Source organism: Bradyrhizobium septentrionale (assembly GCF_011516645.4).
Lineage (GTDB): Bacteria > Pseudomonadota > Alphaproteobacteria > Rhizobiales > Xanthobacteraceae > Bradyrhizobium > Bradyrhizobium septentrionale.
In genome coordinates this window covers 4,687,838-4,705,297 of record NZ_CP088285.1, presented here as the reverse complement: position 1 = coordinate 4,705,297, position 17,460 = coordinate 4,687,838, and the positions used below count along the sequence as shown (strand labels likewise).

Sequence of the window (17,460 nt, the reverse complement as noted above, 5' to 3'; positions counted from 1 at the left end):
TCCTAAGCCGCCGAGATTCAGGGGAGCAGATCGATGATCTCTTATTTCTAAGCTGCTCTTGTGCGACACTAGGCTACAAACTAAGCGGCGCGACTTGAGCCAAGGCGCTGTAAAGAGCCTCGTAAGAGCGCCTTTCGCCTCACCTTAACCTCGAAGTGTCAAGTGGGGAGCAACGACTTTGGGTGTGCGACGGATGGCGCATGAATAAAACGCTTGGGACTGGGTTCGCGGCTTGGGAATGCCACAAATGAAAATCCAGCCTTGCCGAATTTCTGGAAGAGCGAGCATCACAGTCCGCCAGCTGGGCAGGTCGTAGACTTTAGCTCATTTTTTTGAATGGCTAATAACCGCTGATGCGTGCCCCCTCATGCCCGCCGCAGTTGGGCGTGACATGTTCAACAGATCCGAGGCAATTGTTCGCCCGACAGCCAATCGACAACTCGTCCGCCACCGAAACTGGTCGCCATCTGCACAAACTTGTGATCGTCAGCTACCGCCTCTCCAATATCAGCTGCATCGCACCCGAGCGGATGCGCCTTCATGGCTGCAAGCACAGCATCAGCAGAATCAGGCGCGACGATCGCAACGAGCTTGCCCTCGTTAGCGACATGGATCGGATCAAGCCCAAGGAGTTCGCAGGTCGCCGCAACCGCAGGCTTCACAGGAATGGCGGCTTCCTGCAGACGGAAGCCGAGGCCCGATTGATGCGCAATCTCGTTGAGCGAGGCGGCAAGGCCGCCACGCGTGGGGTCACGCATCACCCGGATACCGCTGCCACCGGCCGCAACCATGACGGCTACGAGGTCGTGCAGCGCGGCTGATTCCGAGCCGATCTCGATTTGAAAGGCGACGTTCTGGCGCCTTGACATGATCGCCACCCCATGATCGCCGAGGCTACCGGACACCAGGACACGGTCGCCAACCCTTGCCTTGTCGGCCGAGAGATCGAGCGCATCGGCCAGGAACGCCGGCGTCGCGCGCCGCTACGCCCATCGAATCCGCAATCGTTTGCAGATCCGAAAATCGGAACCCCTCCTCGATGATAAAGCTAGCCGATAGATAGAGCGGACGCGCGCCGGCCATAGCGACATCATTGATCGTGCCGTTCACAGCGAGTGACCCGATATTGCCGCCAGGAAAGAACAGCGGTGAAACCACATAGCCGTCCGTCGTCATCACCATTCTGCCTGTTGCAACATCAAACGCCGATTGATCATTGCAGCGGGCGAGCCATTCGTTACCGAAGGCTCGGTGAAAAATGTCCGAGATTAGCTGCGCCATGGCACGGCCCCCGGACCCGTGAGAAAGATCAATGCGTCCGTTCTCGACATCAAGTCTGCGTTGATTGGCCTTTACGCTCATGACAACCGTCCCAGCTGATCATCGCGAACTCGGCCATACGTCCAATACGCGGCGCAAGCGCCCTCCGATGAGACCATGCAGGCTCCTATGGGATTTTCCGGCGTGCAAGCAGTTCCAAACAGCTTGCAGTCGACCGGCCGCTTGGCGCCGCGCAGAATTGCGCAGCACTCGCACGCTGGATTGTCAGCGACACGCAGTTCGTGCATCGCAAAACGCGCCTCGGCGTCAAATCTCGCGTATGCCCGCTTCAGCTTCAGTCCGCTTTTGGGTACGAGTCCAAGTCCACGCCATTCGAACTGCTCACGCAGTTCGAATATCTGCGAGACCTCGTCCTTGGCGCGCTGATTGCCTTCGCGCGTAACCGCACGGCTGTATTGATTTTCCACGCCGCAGCGGCCTTCGTTCACTTGCCGCACCAGCATCAGGATCGCCTGCATGACGTCGAGCGGTTCAAATCCCGCGATCACGATCGGCTTACCGAATTGTTCTGCCAGAGGTTCGTAAGGTCGCGTACCGATGATGGTGCTGACATGTGCAGGCCCGACGAAGCCATCAATTGCGCCCCCGCCGATATTGCGGATCTTCGGGTTCTCGAGAATGCTGTGCATGGCGGACGGTGTAAGCACGTGGTTGCAGAACACGCTGAGGCTCTTCAGCCGCTTCTTCTCGGCAATCCGGATCATCACCGCCGTCGGTGGCGTCGTAGTCTCAAATCCAATGGCAAAGAAGACCACGTCCCGGCTCGGCGCCTGTTCGGCGAGCCGAATAGCGTCGATCGTCGAGTAAACCATCCGAATGTCAGCGCCTAGCGCCTTGGCTCCCAGCAATGACTGTCCTTGCGACCCGGGCACGCGCATCAGGTCGCCGTAAACGCACAGGATGACCCCCGGGCGCTCGGCGAGCCGGATCGCCATGTCGATCCGGCTCGCGGGCAGAACGCAGACGGGACAACCAGGCCCGTGGATCATGCGGACGTTCGCGGGCAGCAAGTCCACCAGGCCGTAGCGGGAGATCGCATGTGTGTGTCCGCCGCAGAATTCCATGAACCGATAGGCCCTATGCGGACCAGCTTCGGCGCCAATCGCACGCGCTATTCCCTGCGCCAAGGTCTTGTCGCGAAATTCGTCGGCATATTTCATGATCGGAGTTCCGGTGCTGCACTGCCTAGCTCTTGCAGGAGCTTCAACGTACGCTTGGCTTCGATCGGGTCGATCTTGGCCAGCGCGTAGCCGACATGAACGAGGACCCAGTCGCCGACGTCGAGCTCGTCGATGAGTGCGATCGATATTTCCAGGCTGACGCCATCTATGGATACGATCGCCATGTCGTCGGGAAGCATTTTTGCGATCTTAGCCGGGACCGAAAGACACATATCAGACTGTTCCTTCCAGGGCTGACGCTGTTCAGCAATCCGCAGGGCGGCAATCCACGCCTGGCCAAGGCTCAAACCGCCATCATTGGGAGGTACCTGCCGTGGCATCAGCGGGGTGAGACCGGCGCTGCTGCACCCGCGCGTAATTTGGTCAGCCAGCACCGCGTTCAAAAAGCAGCCGCCGCTTAGGACGACGGTATTGACGCCGGTTGTTCGCGCAAAGCGCGTAACCCAGTCAATGCAAGCGGCGGCGAGAGTGCCATGAAACAGCCCCGCTCCGTCCGTGGCGCCTACGTTGTCTGTAATCAAGTGCTCAAAAAGCGGACGAAGCGACAGCACGCCGCCATCCATCGTCCAGCCGGCATCGAGAATCTCAGTCCGCCGCACCAGCGCCTCGAGCTTCATTGCGGCCTCGCCCTCATAGCTCTGCAAACTCGCAATGCCCAGCAGCGCCGCCGCCGCATCAAACAACCGGCCCGCGCTGGTTGTGATGGTCCCGCCCTGCTGATTTAGCAATGCGCGCACGCGCTCAGACTGGCGTTGCGCTGCAAAGCGATGGCCGATTTCGGTTCCCCTGCCAAGCAACTGCAACATTGCGCTCGCCATGCGCCACGGCTCGCGCGCAGCACGATCTCCACCAGGCATTTGCAGAGGAGCGAAATGTCCGATGCGCCGACACCTCGTTCCTTCGCACAACAACAGCTCGCCACCCCAGTTTCCGCCGTCCGAGCCAAAGCCATGGCCGTCGAGCACCAGGGCAAGCGTAGGTCCCGCATGACCGTGCTCAGCGATGACGGCGGCAGCATGCGCGTGGTGATGCTGGACAGCGACCAGCGCGCGGCCGCTTGCCTCCGCAAAGCGCGTGGACGCCATATTGGGATGCAGATCATGGGCGATGATGGCAGGTTCGACGTCAAGAATCGATGTGAGATGACGAATCGTCTCTTCAAACACACGAATGCTTTCGGCCGTATCGAGATCGCCAATATGCTGGGAGACGAACGCTTCGTTGTTCCGCGTGACGGTGATGGTCGACTTCAACGCACCGCCAACAGCGAGTACGGACGGCACAGATCTCGCAAGCCGGATCGGTTTCTGGAACATAGCCACGGGCGCGACGAATGCGTTGGGGGCGGCCCGCCACAACCGACACGACGGAGTCATCCGCACGCGTTAGGATCTCGCGATCATGGGTCACGACAAGGTCGGCGATTCCCTCAAGCCGCCGCAGCGCCTGCGCGTTGTCGATCAGCAGCGGTTCGCCACAAAGATTGGCACTGGTGGCAACGATGACGGGGCCAGTCCCCACAAGCGATACTCCGGTCGAACGAAGCACCTGAAAGATGAGGTGATGCAGCGGGGCCGCGGGCAGCATGACACCTACCCGCGATAAGCCGGGAGCTATCGCGGGTGCTAAATTATGGCGCGAACGTAGAAGGACGACGGGACGAGCTACGGATTCGAGTAGCGCGAACTCGGGCTCATTCGCTTCCGCGATCTCATTGACCCGCTCTATGGAACCGACCATGACCGCGAATGGCTTCTCAAGACGCCGCTTTCTGCCGCGCAAACGCTGCACCGCGCCCTGGTTGCGCGCGTCGCAAAGCAGCTGGTATCCGCCCAGCCCCTTTATCGCCACGGTTTGGCCCTCGACGATTGCCGCGACAATAGCGTTGATTCCATGGCTGAGCCGTGGGCCGCATGTCGGACACGCGATCGCCTCCGCATGGAACCTGCGACTCGCCGGATCGAGATATTCGCTGACGCAGGCGGCACACAGCCTAAAGGCCTTCATGACCGTGTTTCGGCGATCGTAGGGAAGCTGTTCGGAGATGGTATAGCGCGGGCCGCAATGCGAGCAACTAATGAAGGGATAACGGTAATGGCGACTTTTCGGATCGAACAACTCACTGATGCACAGCTGGCAGGTCGCGGCATCGGCGACGATCCGCGTTGACGACTTGCCACCTTCGCTGGTGCCGATCGAAAAGTCTTTCGCCGCGAGCGCTCCGGTCTCCTGAACGCAGATGTGGTCGATGCATGCCAGTGGTGGTGCTTCAAGCGGCAAAGCGGCGACAAACTCCGACGCACGGTTACCCTCCACCTCGATCGTAACGCCCTCTGGATCATTGACGACAAACCCCGCCAATCCGTACCGCGTGGCCAGGCCATAGACGTAAGGACGAAATCCGACCCCTTGCACGGCTCCGCTCACGCGCACGCGTAGCCGAGTTTGGCCGCAGGTGGGGGCGGCGCTCATCGCCTTGTGTCCCTCTCGGCGAGTCTCTGATGCGCCTGATTGTCGATCCAGGCATAGAGCGCGCCGAAACCCTCGCCAGTACGCGCCGAGACCGTGAGCACTTCGATCCTTGAATTGACGCACCTTGCATACTCGATGGTCTTGCTCACATCGAACTCAAGGAATGATGTCAAATCAATCTTGTTAATCAGCATGAGCGACGAAGCGGCAAACATATCCGGATATTTGAGCGGCTTGTCTTCACCTTCGGGGGTCGATAGCATCACGATCTTGCAGGCTTCGCCTAGGTCGAAGGCTGCGGGACAGACCAGATTACCGACGTTCTCGATGAAGAGAATACCGCGCGTGAGCCGCGGCAAGCGGCGGTAGGCCTCGCCGATCATTGAAGCATCGAGGTGGCACCCCCTGCCGGTATTGACTTGAACAACCGGCACGCCAGCCGCGCGAACGCGTTCGGCATCATTCGAGGTCTGTTGGTCGCCTTCGATGACCCCGATCGGGCGAGTGCGCTTGAGCTCGGACACGGCGCGGACGAGCAGCGACGTTTTGCCTGCACCGGGACTGGACACAAGATTAAACGCCAGCAGGTCATCGGCCACGAAGAGCGCGCGATTATCCGCCGCGATCCTATCGTTCTTGCCAAGTATGTCGCGTCCGACCTGAATGACCCGCTCGCGGTTCGTGTCCGCTACCTTCAAGGTAGCCGCACCGGCCCCGCAGCTCTGAATGGCCTGCCCATCATGAGCCTGCGGATGGCCAGGATGATGATGGCGAGCATGTTCTTGGCGAGCATGGTAGGAATGCAGCAAGCTTTGATCACCATGCACATGGGCGCCGTGGCGATCACCGTCCTGCACACGAGCATGATAGCGCCAGTGGTCTTGCGCATCATGAACTTCGACGCGTCCGGTCGAATACATTCCTTCACTGCAACCGCATACGGTACACATCAATTGACCTCCAGCTCTTTCACGCGCATCTGTTCGCCTGCCGTTATCTGCAACTGATAACTGCCGCAGTAAGGACAACACTCAGCGCGCAGAGCAATTTCGACACTCTTCGAACAGGCCATGCACCAGGCCATGCCAGGCACTTCGATGATTTTAAGAACCGCGCCGTCGGCGACGGTCCGTGTTGCGACAGCTGTGAAGCAGAACTTAATAGCTTCGGGCGCGACATGGCTCAGGGCCCCGATCTCCAGACAGATGCTCCGCACCTGCGAAATCGATCGGCGACGCGCCTCCTCCTCGACAATTTCGATGATGCCCAGACAAAGCGCCATTTCATGCATCGCCAACCTCGCGAAAATTGAGCGTGAACCCGGCGCAAGGATCGAGCGATGCAATCACCGCACGAACCCCTTCCTAATGTGGTCTCGCCGTCAGCACCGCGCCCCGAAGGCCCCGGACAAGTGGTCCGCACCGATGGAAATTCCATTCCGTCGGCGCTAGGAATTCGAAGTGGGATATCCGGCCCCGAGGATCAAGCTCAACCGCGTGATAGAGGCGCCCCCTGGCGCATTCGACTGCTGCCGCTGCACGGCCAGGACCTAGCCTGTAGCTTTCGATGATCCCATGTTCCGCCGACTCGAGATGAGCACCAGCCTCGAGCCAAGCGCACAGCCGAACCATCTCCGTAATTCTGGCCATCAGCCGCTCAACCGCACCCGGCCGGCCCGGCGGAAGCCGATCACGCGTCATTTGGCGCGCCAACGGCCCCGTTTCGGGCGCATGCCCCTCGAGATCCGGACAACAGCAGAACGTGTCGTCGTCCGCGAGTAGCCGTTCAACGATATTGCGGTCGTCGGCAACGGACAGGAACGAGTGCTCGATCGAAATTGACTTCAAGTCGACCTCATCAAGCTCTGCAATGCGAAGCGCGAACGGGCTGCCGGACTTCAGCGCGCCAGCCTCTCTCGTTATGCCGAGCGCGGCCATCGCGGCCCCAATTCGCGCTATTGCTTCGCGTCGAGCAGGGCCGCGGATTGGCTGTTCGCTGCCGATAAACACTGATATTCCGTGCATCACGGATCGAACCGCTGCCGCACTGCCGACGTTCGGCGTAAGATGACCGACAAAGAGGCCACGCAGCAATTCCGCGATACGCTCGGCAACGACCAAGGTAATACGATGCTGCTTTGTCGCGAGGATGATCTCTTCTTCGCGCGCCGCCTCGATCGCGGCCAGTAAGGCAGATTGCTGCGCAGCGGCACATAGCGCGAAGAGCCGCGGCAGCCCCTCAAGCACCGACGAGGCCTGTTTGCCGGCGAACAGCCACGCCAGCGGCGGCCGGGCTCGGGGCACGATCTCGACTGCGGCGATTACGTCGGCAGCAATCGATACGGTGACATCAATCTTGTTGCGGGAGGCGAGGCTCATGGGCGGCGCTCCTCCATCATCTCACGCGACAAATTAGGGCGCTCAGCTGCGGACCCGTTAAATGAGGCGGTCCTTATAGAGAATGGCCCCAGCAACCTTGGGGCCTGTAGGGGCAGGCGGTTGCTGGGGCCATCTACCAGCCCGTTTGGTGCGGGCGGGCTAGGTAGTCAGATGAACAAAGCAAATGCAGCAAGGGCGACCGGGCAAATTCCCAGCACGACAATGCCGATGCGAAAGAAAATCTCTGGCATAGAGCAATCCTCCGGTGCTTGCTAAATCAGCACACGGCTCAGCTCTCGTCTGAGCAAAATTGCTCACTTCCTCTTGCAGAGGGGCGCTCGACTACATCGTCAGGATGAAAACTAAGATCAGCACGGAAAGTGCAATTGTGGCGCAACCGGCTATCGTTATCCCGTCCCATTTCATGCCGTGAACGCCGAAGGCGTTGCCGCGCCGCTCGTTGATCTACTAGGCCCACGGACAGCCTGCACCTGCTTTGCTAAAAAATCCATCCCCTCCCTTCCAGGGAGGAATTGCGTTCGCCTGCCCGTTGGGGTTGAGTCCGATGGGAGGCCGCAATGGGGCAAAAGAAGATTCGAAAAGCGCGGTTTCTGGCGCTTCATCCGCGCTGCTGTTTTTGCGGGGGCAACGAGCGTACGGCTGACATTGATCACCAGCCGGCTCGCGCCTTGTTTAACGGTCGGGTTGGTCCGGAAGATTTCGAATTTCCTGCCTGTGCCGCGTGCAATCAGAGCAGCCGCCATCATGAGAATGCCATGGCCGTTCTGGTTAGGCTGCGCGACACGCGAGATGACCTCGAAGTTTACCAAGAGGATCTACGGAAATATTTCACCTCGATGGGCAACAACTTCCCAAGCCTGGTGCGCCCGATGACCAGCAACGAGAAGCGCTCGTTTCTGAAAGATGAAGGTGTCCAAAGACCGCCAGGGTATGTGCTCAGCGACCTGAAGATGGTTACTGGCAGCGACTTTGCCATTGACGCCATTGAGAACGTCTTCAGGAAATTGTTAGTCGCCTTGCACTACAAGCATTCTGGCAGGATCGCGGCTGCGGGAGCAGCAGTGACTCTTGTCTGGTTTACGAATGCCTATGCTGACCGGGCGAAAGAAATCGAGCAGTTCATCTCGGCGTTAATGGCCGAGGAATCGTCAAAAGAGGCAATCAAGATCTCTCTGATCAGTTCATATACAAATATGGCGTTGACCACGCGGAGGAGTTCTCAGCCTTCGCTTTTGCGTTTCGAAACTCGCTCATTGCAATGGGTTCTGTCTGGAGCAGCAGCGAGGCCGTCGCTAAGGTCGAAAACCTGGGATCAAATATAGATGCAACATGCGCGCTATTCTCATGGCAGAGGCATCATCTCCACTGCGGGTTCAATCGCGCAAGGGCTTAGAACATGATGCAGGGCGAGACGGATGGATAGAACAGATCTTCTCCATGGCAATCACTGGCTATAAGCTAAGTCAGATCGTCGAGCATGCCTTTAAGAATATCACGCTTGTCATTTTCAACTATGACCGGTGCATCGAGCATTATCTCTTCTGGTCACTTCGGCGACTTGAGGTCACGTTACCCGATGCACAAGCTGCGATAGAGAATCTGAACATCATTCGGCCTTATGGAGGGCTAGGACCAATATTTCGGGATTCAGGAAGCAATCTCGTCTTCGGCGCGGCGCCGCAAAACAACTTATGGGGTCAAATTGATAGAATTCGTACTCTCACCGACAATGAGGTGATGCATGACCCGCAAAAGTTTTCTGCAGCGTGGGAAGCTGCTCAGCTGGTGATTTATCTTGGGTTTGGATTTCATCCACAGAACATGAGCCTACTGGCAAACCACAGTTTACAGCAGCGACGCGCCGTTAAAGTGCTCGCCACTACGGTCGGCATGCCTCCGTCTTCAGAGCTACGGACATCCCTCGCTAACGTCGCGATGACGACTGAACCAAAGGTCGAATTGCACGATATGACAGCCTCAAAGCTTTTGTCCGATCTTCGTTGGAGAATTAACTCGTTCGTCGGGTAAAGCGTGCAAGAAGGCACGCGTTTGCCGTCCGGCCCGGTCAGCAGATTCCCATGTCCTGATACTCGAGCGGCCGATTGAAGTTGCTGTTACTCACCACCGGGGCCCCCACCAGGCTCCGAGAACGTCAGCGCCACTGCGTCACCCTCGTCCGGGCTCGGCATCCCGCGCTTGCGCATGTCATCCTTGCTCTCGAGCATCAGGCGGCCGTCGCTGGTACTCGCGCTTGAAGTAATCGCCTCGATCTGCGCAGATATTGCATCAAGGAGATCTGGCCTCCTCGATCCGTCACAATCCGACTATCGATCAGCTTGTAGTGGAAAAGCGGCACAGGACTGGCGCTGCAATTCCGGTGCCGACCTAGCCTGCAAAGCCTGGAGAGTCCGAGAGTCCCCGACCTAGCCCGTCTTATTCGTCAGAGGGCGCCTGAGAGGCTGGCGAGCGTGGTGTAAAGCGCTAATGCGGCGTAGGATTCGGTTGCAAAGCCAACCCCATCACCTTCAGCCGCGAACACCACGCCCGCCATGACCGATGATACGATTCTGCCCTTCTCGTTTCCAGCCGTTCACGCCAGGAAAGTCACAGCTGCCTTCGATGGCGTCGGCTGACCTCGAACGGGGGCGTGATGCTTCTGGCGATGGCCGAGCGGCGTCTCGGCTTGGCCGACAATTTGGCCCGGGTGTTCCCGGATCGGCGCGATCCGACGCGGGTCGTGCACAGCCTTGTCGATATGTTCCGCGCGCGCATGTTCGCGATCTGCTGCGGCTACGAGGACGCCGACGACCTCGATCATCTGCGGTCCGATCCCGCATTCAAGCTGGCCTGCGGACGGCTGCCGGAGACGGGTCGCGATCTGTGTTCCCAACCGACGCTGTCGCGGCTGGAGAATGCTCCGCGCCTGCGCGACGTGATCCGACTGACCTACACTTTGGTCGACGCATGGATGGATAGCTACCCGCGCGAGCCGGCATCCGTCACGCTTGACATCGATGATACCTGCGATGTCGTCCACGGCCATCAGCAGCTCTCGCTGTTCAACGCTCATTATGACGAACGCTGCTTCCTGCCGATCCACGTCTACGACGCGGAGAAGAGCCGGCCCGTGGCGGTCGTGCTGCGGCCCGGCAAGACGCCGGGCGGCGTCGAGGTGCGTGCCCATCTGCGCCGCCTGATACGGCATATCTGGACGCGGTGGCACAACACGCGAATTACGTTCCGTGGCGACGGGCGCTATGCTCGGCCGGAGGCAATGGCGTGGTGCGAGACCAACGGCATCGACTACATCTTCGGTCTGTCCGGCACCAAGCCGCTCGCCAGAAAAGTCGACGAGGCCGCCGACGACATCCGCACGCGACGCGCCATCGAGAACCTGCCGGTTCTGCGTGGCTATACCGAGACGCGCCACAAGGCAAAGTCCTGGGATCGCGAACGGCGTACCGTCGCCCGTATTGAGGCGACGATGCTCGGCCTCGACATCCGTTTGGTCGTCACCAGCCTCGATGTCGGCTCGGCCGAGTGGATCTACGACAGCCTGTATTGCGCGCGCGGCCAAGCCGAGAATCTGATCAAGCTGCATAAGACACAGCTCGCCTCCGATCGCACCAGCTGCCGTTCGGCGCTCGCCAATCAAGTCCGCCTCGTTCTCCACACCGCCGCTTATTGGCTGATGCTGACCGTGCACGACGCGATTCCCAAAGCCCGGGAATTGGCCACAGCCGAGTTCGCGACGCTGCGCTGGTTCCGGTCCTTCGTGCCCGGGGGCCCAGGCCGTCGGCGTGAGCCGCTCCAGCCTGAGCTATCCGCCCATGGCGACATCAGCCCCTGAGTCGGTTCTGCAGTGCCTGCCGATTGGCAACGAGGTTGCTGAGGTTCAGCAGGTCTGGTTCCCGTCCTTGCTCCAATTGCCTAACCAGCGCCCGCGTGCCGTCCACCACGAAGACGCCGCAATCATACCCGTTCCGCTGCCGGGCCATGCCGGCTGGCTCCAGGCGGAGGTCCAGCCGACCTGCGAGATGTTCTGCATCCTTGTGGTTGAGTCCCCCGTAGGAATCGTAGTGATAGGCGACCGGCCGCCCCCGGTCTCTGCGATCAACGAACAGCAGCGACCAATGGTTGCCGAGGCTATTAGGATCTTCAGGATCGGCATTAATCACGGGCAGGAACAGGAAGTCGGCTGTATCGTTACCATTATCGTAGACGATGCGCTGGAATTCGGTTCGCACGACGCCATCGTCGTTAGAGCGCAGATAATTTAGGACGATGAGGGGATTCACGAACCGCGTCCGGGCGGCGAGATCCGGATGGTTCCTCCGCAAATCCAGCTCCTGGAGCCGGTAATCCCTGTCGATATGCTCGTCGCCCAGCCATTCCGTGTCCTCGAGCACCAGCCCGCGGCCGTGGGAGGAGGCTGTCGGACCTAAAGCCCCGATCTGAGCATCAGCGGAGGTGCTCGGAAACGGCCGTACAGAATTAGCATCGTCGCGTGATTCGGACGGCGTGGGCGCAGTCAGATCAACCAATGGAAAACCACGGTAGGTGTCTGAGCGAGCCCTGGCAGCGGGCGCCGGCGCTGCTTCCAGGGTCGGCCACATACTCCAATCAAAGTTGAGCGGCATCTGCGGCGACCAGGTTGAGGTGGACCTGGCAGGTTCCTGCTGTCCAGCTTGGACTATGTCCTGCGCCTGCTCAGGGGGAACCCCGGACCACGGTGGGCCGTCTTCCACCATCAAACGCAGGTCCTGATCGTAACCTTCCGGGAGGACCAATGGCCGACTGACAGCTCCCTGCGGCGCGCTGTGCTGCGCAGCGGCGCCTCCGACGTACGTCGCGACCACATGCGGCGCCGTGGCATCTTCGTGCCCGCTCGCCTGCATCATCGGCTGCGCCTGCCATGGCGATGCACCCTGTTGATGGGTGGGGGACGCCGACGTCAGCAGGCGACCGCCTGAATTGGCGATCTCGCTCAGCTGCCGCTCGCCGGCAAGGCCGTGCAGATTGTCTAGGGGCCTCGGCCTCTTCGCTGGCCTCAACTCAGCTGTGTCATGCTCATCGTTGATGAGGACCTCCTCGCTTGGCAGGAGGTTGCTCCTGGCAAGTGCACCCATCGACTCGTCCGGGAACTGCTGGCGGTCGTAGCCCCAGTTCAAGGGACGAATGGTCTCTCCGGGATCCGATGACTGGTCATGGCGCGCGGCTGGCTCGAGAGATGACGACGGGCCGGGTTCGTCCATCAGCTCCCAAAGCAAATCCTGATCGTAGCCTTCTACAGGAAGCACCTCCTCTGGCCAACTGCCCGCGTCCTGCGACGCGCTGTGCTGCGCAGCGGCGTCGCCGACGCGCCACGGCTCCATCAGTGCCGCGTCTTCGGGATCAGGAACGGGGGAAATATAGCGCTCGAACTCCATCGCTTTAGCGCCGGCCTGCGATTTTCGGAGATCAGCCAGTGCGGCACCGATAGTCCGATTACCCCCGGCGTCCTTCCTATAGCGCTTAACATCTTCATCCAACGTGTTGCCGGAAAGCCGACCAGCAATGCCCTTCTTGTTGTTTTCACGCAGGTAGTCACTGAAACTGCGTAGAGATACTGCATACGTCTTGCTGGTCGCTCCTTCGTTACTATACTCTGTGATGAGGGCCACGTCCTGGGGGTGAGGCTTCAGCTGCGCGCGTCCTACGATCGGCACGACCCCGCCCGTCGAATGGAAGGTCCGGAGATGGTCTATTGCCTTTAGGAGGAGACCGGACTTACCGTTTCCGGCGAACTCGCGCGCATCATCGATCAGCGACTGGTCGTCGAGCCGAGCAGCAATCGGATCTTTGTTATTTGCGAAGAGCCAACGGCCAAAGCTGAGAAGAGTATTTACATTGTTCTTGGCGGTGCCCTTGGCGCCGTTGCCCTTGATGAGGCCCTTCTCAAGCCCCGAAATAAGGCGAGCGTCCTCCGAATAAAGAGGCTGCTTGCTCCGCCCCATCAAAACCCCAGCTGACTGAGCCGGCTGCAGCGCCGAGGCGGCCGGCATTGCTCCACCACCTCCACTTGAATTGGCGATCTCGCTCAGTTGCCGCTCGCCGGCAAGGCCGTGCAGATTGTCTAGGGTCCTCGGCCTCTTCGCTGGCCGCAACTCAGCTGTGTCATGCTCATCGTTGATGAGGACCTCCTCGCTTGGCAGGAGGTTGCTCCTGACAAGTGCAGCCATCGGCTCGTCCGGGAACTGCTGGCGGTCGTAGCCCCAGTTCAAGGGACGAATGGTCTCTCCGGGATCCGATGACTGGTCATGGCGCGCGGCTGGCTCGAGAGATGACGACGGGCCGGGTTCGTCCATCAGCTCCCAAAGCAAATCCTGATCGTAGCCTTCTACAGGAAGCACCTCCTCTGGCCAACTGAAAGCTCGCTGCGACGCGCTGTGCTGCGCAGCGGCGCCGCCGGCGCCCCACGGCTCCATCAGTGCCGCGTCTTCGGGATCAGGAACGGGGGAAATATAGCGCTCGAACTCCATCGCTTTAGCGCCGGCCTGCGATTTTCGGAGATCAGCCAGTGCGGCACCGATATTCCGATCCCCACCGGCGTCTTTCCTATAGCGCTTAACATCTTCATCCAACGTGTTGCCGGAAAGCCGAGCAGCAATGCCCGGCTTGCTGCTTTTACGCAGGTAGTCACTGAAACTGCGAAGAACACTTGCATACATCCTGCCGGTCCCTGTCGCTGCTTCGTTTTTGTACTCTTCGATGAGAGCCACGTCCTGGGGGTGAGGATTCAGCTCAGCGCGGCCTGAGATCGGCCCGACTCCGCCCGTCGACTGGAAGGTCCGGAGATGGTCTATTGCCGGACGGAGTGCCCTGTTATGACCCTTTTCGATGGCCTCGCGCGCATCATCGGTCAGCGACTGGTCGTCGAGCCGAGCAGCAATTGGATCTTTGTTATTTGCGAAGAGCCAGCGGCCAAAGCTGCGAAGAGAACTTACATAGGCGTAGGCGGTTTGGTTGGCGGCGTTGCCATTGCGGAGGGCCTCCTCAAGCCCCGAAATAAGGCGAGCGTCCTCGGAATAAAGAGGCTCCATGCTCCGCCCTATCAAAACCCCAGCTGACTGAGCCGGCTGCAGCGCCGAGGCGGCCGGCATTGCTCCACCACCTCCATTTGAATTGGCGATCTCGCTCAGCTGCCGCTCGCCGGCAAGGCCGTGCAGATTGTCTAGGGTCCTCGGCCTCTTCGCTGGCCGCAACTCAGCTGTGTCATGCTCATCGTTGATGAGGACCTCCTCGCTTGGCAGGAGGTTGCTCCTGGCAAGTGCAGCCATCGGCTCGTCCAGGAACTGCTGGCGGTCGTAGCCCCAGTTCAAGGGATGAATGGACTCTCCGGGATCCGATGACTGGTCATGGCGCGCGGCTGGCTCGAGAGATGACGAAGGGCCGGGTTCGTCCATCAGCTCCCAAAGCAAATCCTGATCGTAGCCTTCTGCAGGAAGCCGCTCCTTTGGCCAACTGCCCGCGTCCTGCGACGCGCTGTGCTGCGCAGCGGCGCCGCCGGCGGGCATCGGCTCCATCAGTGCCGCGTTTTCGGGATCAGGAACGGGGGAAATATGGCGCTCGAGCTCCATCGCTTTAGCGCCGGCCTGCGATTTTCGGAGATCAGCCAGTGCGGCACCGATATTCGGATCCCCACCGGCGTCCTTCCTATAGCGCTTAACATCTTCATCCAACGTGTTGCCGGAAAGCCGAGCAGCAATGCCCGGCTTGCTGCTTTTACGCAGGTAGTCACTGAAACTGCGAAGAACACTTGCATGCCTCTTGCCGGTCCCTGTCGCTGCTTCGTTTTTGTATTCTTTGATGAGGGCCACGTCCTGGGGGTGAGGATTTAGCTCAGAGCGGCCTGTGATCGGCACGACTCCGCCCGTCGACTGGAAGGTCCGGAGATGGTCTATTGCCGGACGGAGTGCCCTGTTATGACCCTTTTCGATGGCCTCGCGCGCATCATCGGTCAGCGACTGGTCGTCGAGCCGAGCAGCAATCGGATCTTTGTTATTTGCGACGAGCCAGCGGCCGAAGCTGCGAAGAGAATATATATAGCGGTAGGCGGTTTCGTTGGCGGCGCTGCCATTGCGGAGGGCCTCCTCAAGCCCCGAAATAAGGCGAGCATCCTCGGAATAAAGAGGCTGCTTGCTGCGCCCTTTCAAAACCCCAGCTGACTGAACCGGCTGCAGCGCCGAGGCGGCCGGCATTGCTCCACCACCTCCATTTGAATTGGCGATCTCGCTCAGCTGCCGCTCGCTGGCAAGGCCGTGCAGATTGTCTAGGGTCCTCGGCCTCTTCGCTGGCCGCAACTCAGCTGTGTCATGCTCATCGTTGATGAGGACCTCCTCGCTTGGCAGGAGGTTGCTCCTGGCAAGTGCAGCCATCGGCTCGTGCAGGAACTGCTGGCGGTCGTAGCCCCAGTTCAAGGGATGAATGGACTCTCCGGGATCCGATGACTGGTCATGGCGCGCGGCTGGCTCGAGAGATGACGACGGGCCGGGTTCGTCCATCAGCTCCCAAAGCAAATCCTGATCGTAGCTTTCTGCAGGAAGCCGCTCCTTTGGCCAACTGCCCGCGTCCTGCGACGCGCTGTGCTGCGCAGCGGCGCCGCCGGCGGGCATCGGCTCCATCAGTGCCGCGTCTTCGGGATCTGGAACGGGGGAAATATGGCGCTCGCGCTCCATCGCTTTAGCGCCGGCCTGCGATTTTCGGAGATCAGCCAGTGCGGCACCGATAGTCGGATTACCCCCGGCGTCCTTCCTATAGCGCTCAACATCTTCATCCAACGTGTTGCCGGAAAGCCGAGCAGCAATGCCCTTCTTGTTGTTTTCACGCAGGTAGTCACTGAAACTGCGTAGAGCAGTTGCATGCCTCTTGCCGGTCCCTGTCGCTGCTTCGTTTTTGTATTCTTTGATGAGGGCCACGTCCTGGGGGTGAGGATTCAGCTCAGCGCGGCCTGCGATCGGCCCGACTCCGCCCGTCGACTGGAAGGTCCGGAGACGATCTATTGCCGGACGGAGTGCCCTGTTATGACCCTTTTCGATGGCCTCGCGCGCATCATCGGTCAGCGACTGGTCGTCGAGCCGAGCAGCAATCGGATCTTTGTTATTTGCGACGAGCCAGCGGCCGAAGCTGCGAAGAGAATATATATAGCGGTAGGCGGTGTGGTTGGCGGCGTTGCCATTGCGGAGGGCCTCCTCAAGCCCCGAAATAAGGCGAGCATCCTCGGAATAAAGAGGCTGCTTGCTGCGCCCTTTCAAAACCCCAGCTGACTGAACCGGCTGCAGCGCCGAGGCGGCCGGCATTGCTCCACCACCTCCATTTGAATTGGCGATCTCGCTCAGCTGCCGCTCAAAGGTCGCCGCATCTGCGGACGGCGCCGCGGGTGAACTCTCTTGCGGGCCCGTGCTGTCCGATTGTTCACGCACCCACTTGATCGAGGGGAAATCCATCCCTTCTCCCTTTCAAAATATGAACCTAGCCTTCGATCTGACATGCTGGGAATCAGCAACAAACCACCCTTTACAGCCCTCGACAGGCACGCACCGTGAGCATCGGCAGCCGATGTGCTTCCAGTGCGACCAACCCTGTTAAATGGGGAAGCTGTCGAGAACCTGATGACCAACGTGCCGCGCCAAGACAGCATGGTGCATGTGCCTGCGCGCTTCGCCGTCAACAGCCGATAGACCGAAGATTCAGAGACAAAATACTGCTTCTCAATTCCCAAAGTCCGGGAATTGGCCACTGCCGAGTTAGCGACGCTGCGTCTTCGGCTCTTGAAAATCGCCGCCCGTGTGGTCGAGACCACGCGCCGCACTCGCCTTGCATTCGCCGCGGCATGTCCCGAAGCCGACCTGATCCGCGGCTTGCCCGGCGCGCTGCTGCCGCTCGGTCCTTGACCGGCGGGGCGTCCGCCCCCCGTTCGCCCAACCTACACCTCAAGCGCGTTGCAAAGTACGGGTCGTCAGGCGGTGAAAAGCCGAAGGCAATCCCGCGCGCCTCGTCAGAGCAGATGTGCGGCCACATCAATCGGA

The 17,460-nt window shown here is 60.0% G+C and carries 8 protein-coding genes and 4 pseudogenes; 4 read left to right on the top strand and 8 right to left on the bottom strand.

The features are described from left to right. Positions 1–395: 395 nt before the first annotated feature. The 7 genes and pseudogenes from HAP48_RS24190 to HAP48_RS24160 form a co-directional block, all read right to left on the bottom strand. Positions 396–1,362 (bottom strand): annotated as a pseudogene (locus tag HAP48_RS24190) (HypE family hydrogenase expression/formation protein). After that, the gene (gene hypD / locus HAP48_RS24185; protein ID WP_029084747.1) at positions 1,359–2,501 is read right to left on the bottom strand and encodes a hydrogenase formation protein HypD; all 1,143 of its coding nucleotides are present in this window, start codon (positions 2,499–2,501) and stop codon (positions 1,359–1,361) included. The pseudogene HAP48_RS24190 and the gene hypD overlap by 4 nt, the downstream one beginning before the upstream one ends. Further along, complete coding sequence (locus HAP48_RS24180) at positions 2,498–2,686, bottom strand: HypC/HybG/HupF family hydrogenase formation chaperone (RefSeq protein WP_234583993.1); 189 nt, start codon at positions 2,684–2,686, stop codon at positions 2,498–2,500. The genes hypD and HAP48_RS24180 overlap by 4 nt, the downstream gene beginning before the upstream one ends. 49 nt (positions 2,687–2,735) lie before the next feature. Beyond that, positions 2,736–4,994: pseudogene (hypF, locus tag HAP48_RS24175) on the bottom strand (carbamoyltransferase HypF). Further along, positions 4,991–5,944 carry a hydrogenase nickel incorporation protein HypB gene (hypB, locus tag HAP48_RS24170; protein WP_029084746.1) on the bottom strand — a complete coding sequence of 318 codons (954 nt, stop codon included), beginning with the start codon at positions 5,942–5,944 and terminating at the stop codon, positions 4,991–4,993. Before hypB ends, hypF begins: the two are co-directional and overlap by 4 nt. Continuing rightward, positions 5,944–6,285: a hydrogenase maturation nickel metallochaperone HypA gene (gene hypA, locus HAP48_RS24165; protein WP_029084745.1), complete on the bottom strand. Its 342-nt coding sequence runs from the start codon at positions 6,283–6,285 to the stop codon at positions 5,944–5,946. The genes hypB and hypA overlap by 1 nt, the downstream gene beginning before the upstream one ends. Before the next feature lie 73 nt (positions 6,286–6,358). Then, complete coding sequence (locus tag HAP48_RS24160) at positions 6,359–7,372, bottom strand: hypothetical protein (RefSeq protein ID WP_224496565.1); 1,014 nt, start codon at positions 7,370–7,372, stop codon at positions 6,359–6,361. A gap of 578 nt (positions 7,373–7,950) precedes the next feature. Between HAP48_RS24160 and HAP48_RS24155 the strand changes: the two genes are divergently transcribed. The 3 genes and pseudogenes from HAP48_RS24155 to HAP48_RS24145 all read left to right on the top strand — a co-directional run. Beyond that, positions 7,951–8,715, top strand: a complete 765-nt coding sequence (locus HAP48_RS24155; RefSeq protein ID WP_156929025.1) for a hypothetical protein — start codon at positions 7,951–7,953, stop codon at positions 8,713–8,715. Positions 8,716–8,722: 7 nt separating this feature from the next. Next, positions 8,723–9,421 (top strand): hypothetical protein, encoded by a 699-nt coding sequence (locus tag HAP48_RS24150; RefSeq protein ID WP_165128087.1) that lies wholly within the window; start codon positions 8,723–8,725, stop codon positions 9,419–9,421. Between the two features lie 521 nt (positions 9,422–9,942). Beyond that, a pseudogene (locus HAP48_RS24145) lies at positions 9,943–11,153 on the top strand (IS1380 family transposase); the annotation flags it as partial. 79 nt (positions 11,154–11,232) lie between these two features. Here the strand turns inward: HAP48_RS24145 and HAP48_RS24140 are convergent. Further along, complete coding sequence (locus HAP48_RS24140; protein ID WP_224496564.1) at positions 11,233–16,878, bottom strand: C48 family peptidase; 5,646 nt, start codon at positions 16,876–16,878, stop codon at positions 11,233–11,235. Between the two features lie 264 nt (positions 16,879–17,142). Here HAP48_RS24140 and HAP48_RS24135 point away from each other — a divergent pair. Continuing rightward, a pseudogene (locus HAP48_RS24135) lies at positions 17,143–17,325 on the top strand (transposase); the annotation flags it as partial. Between the last annotated feature and the right edge of the window lie 135 nt (positions 17,326–17,460).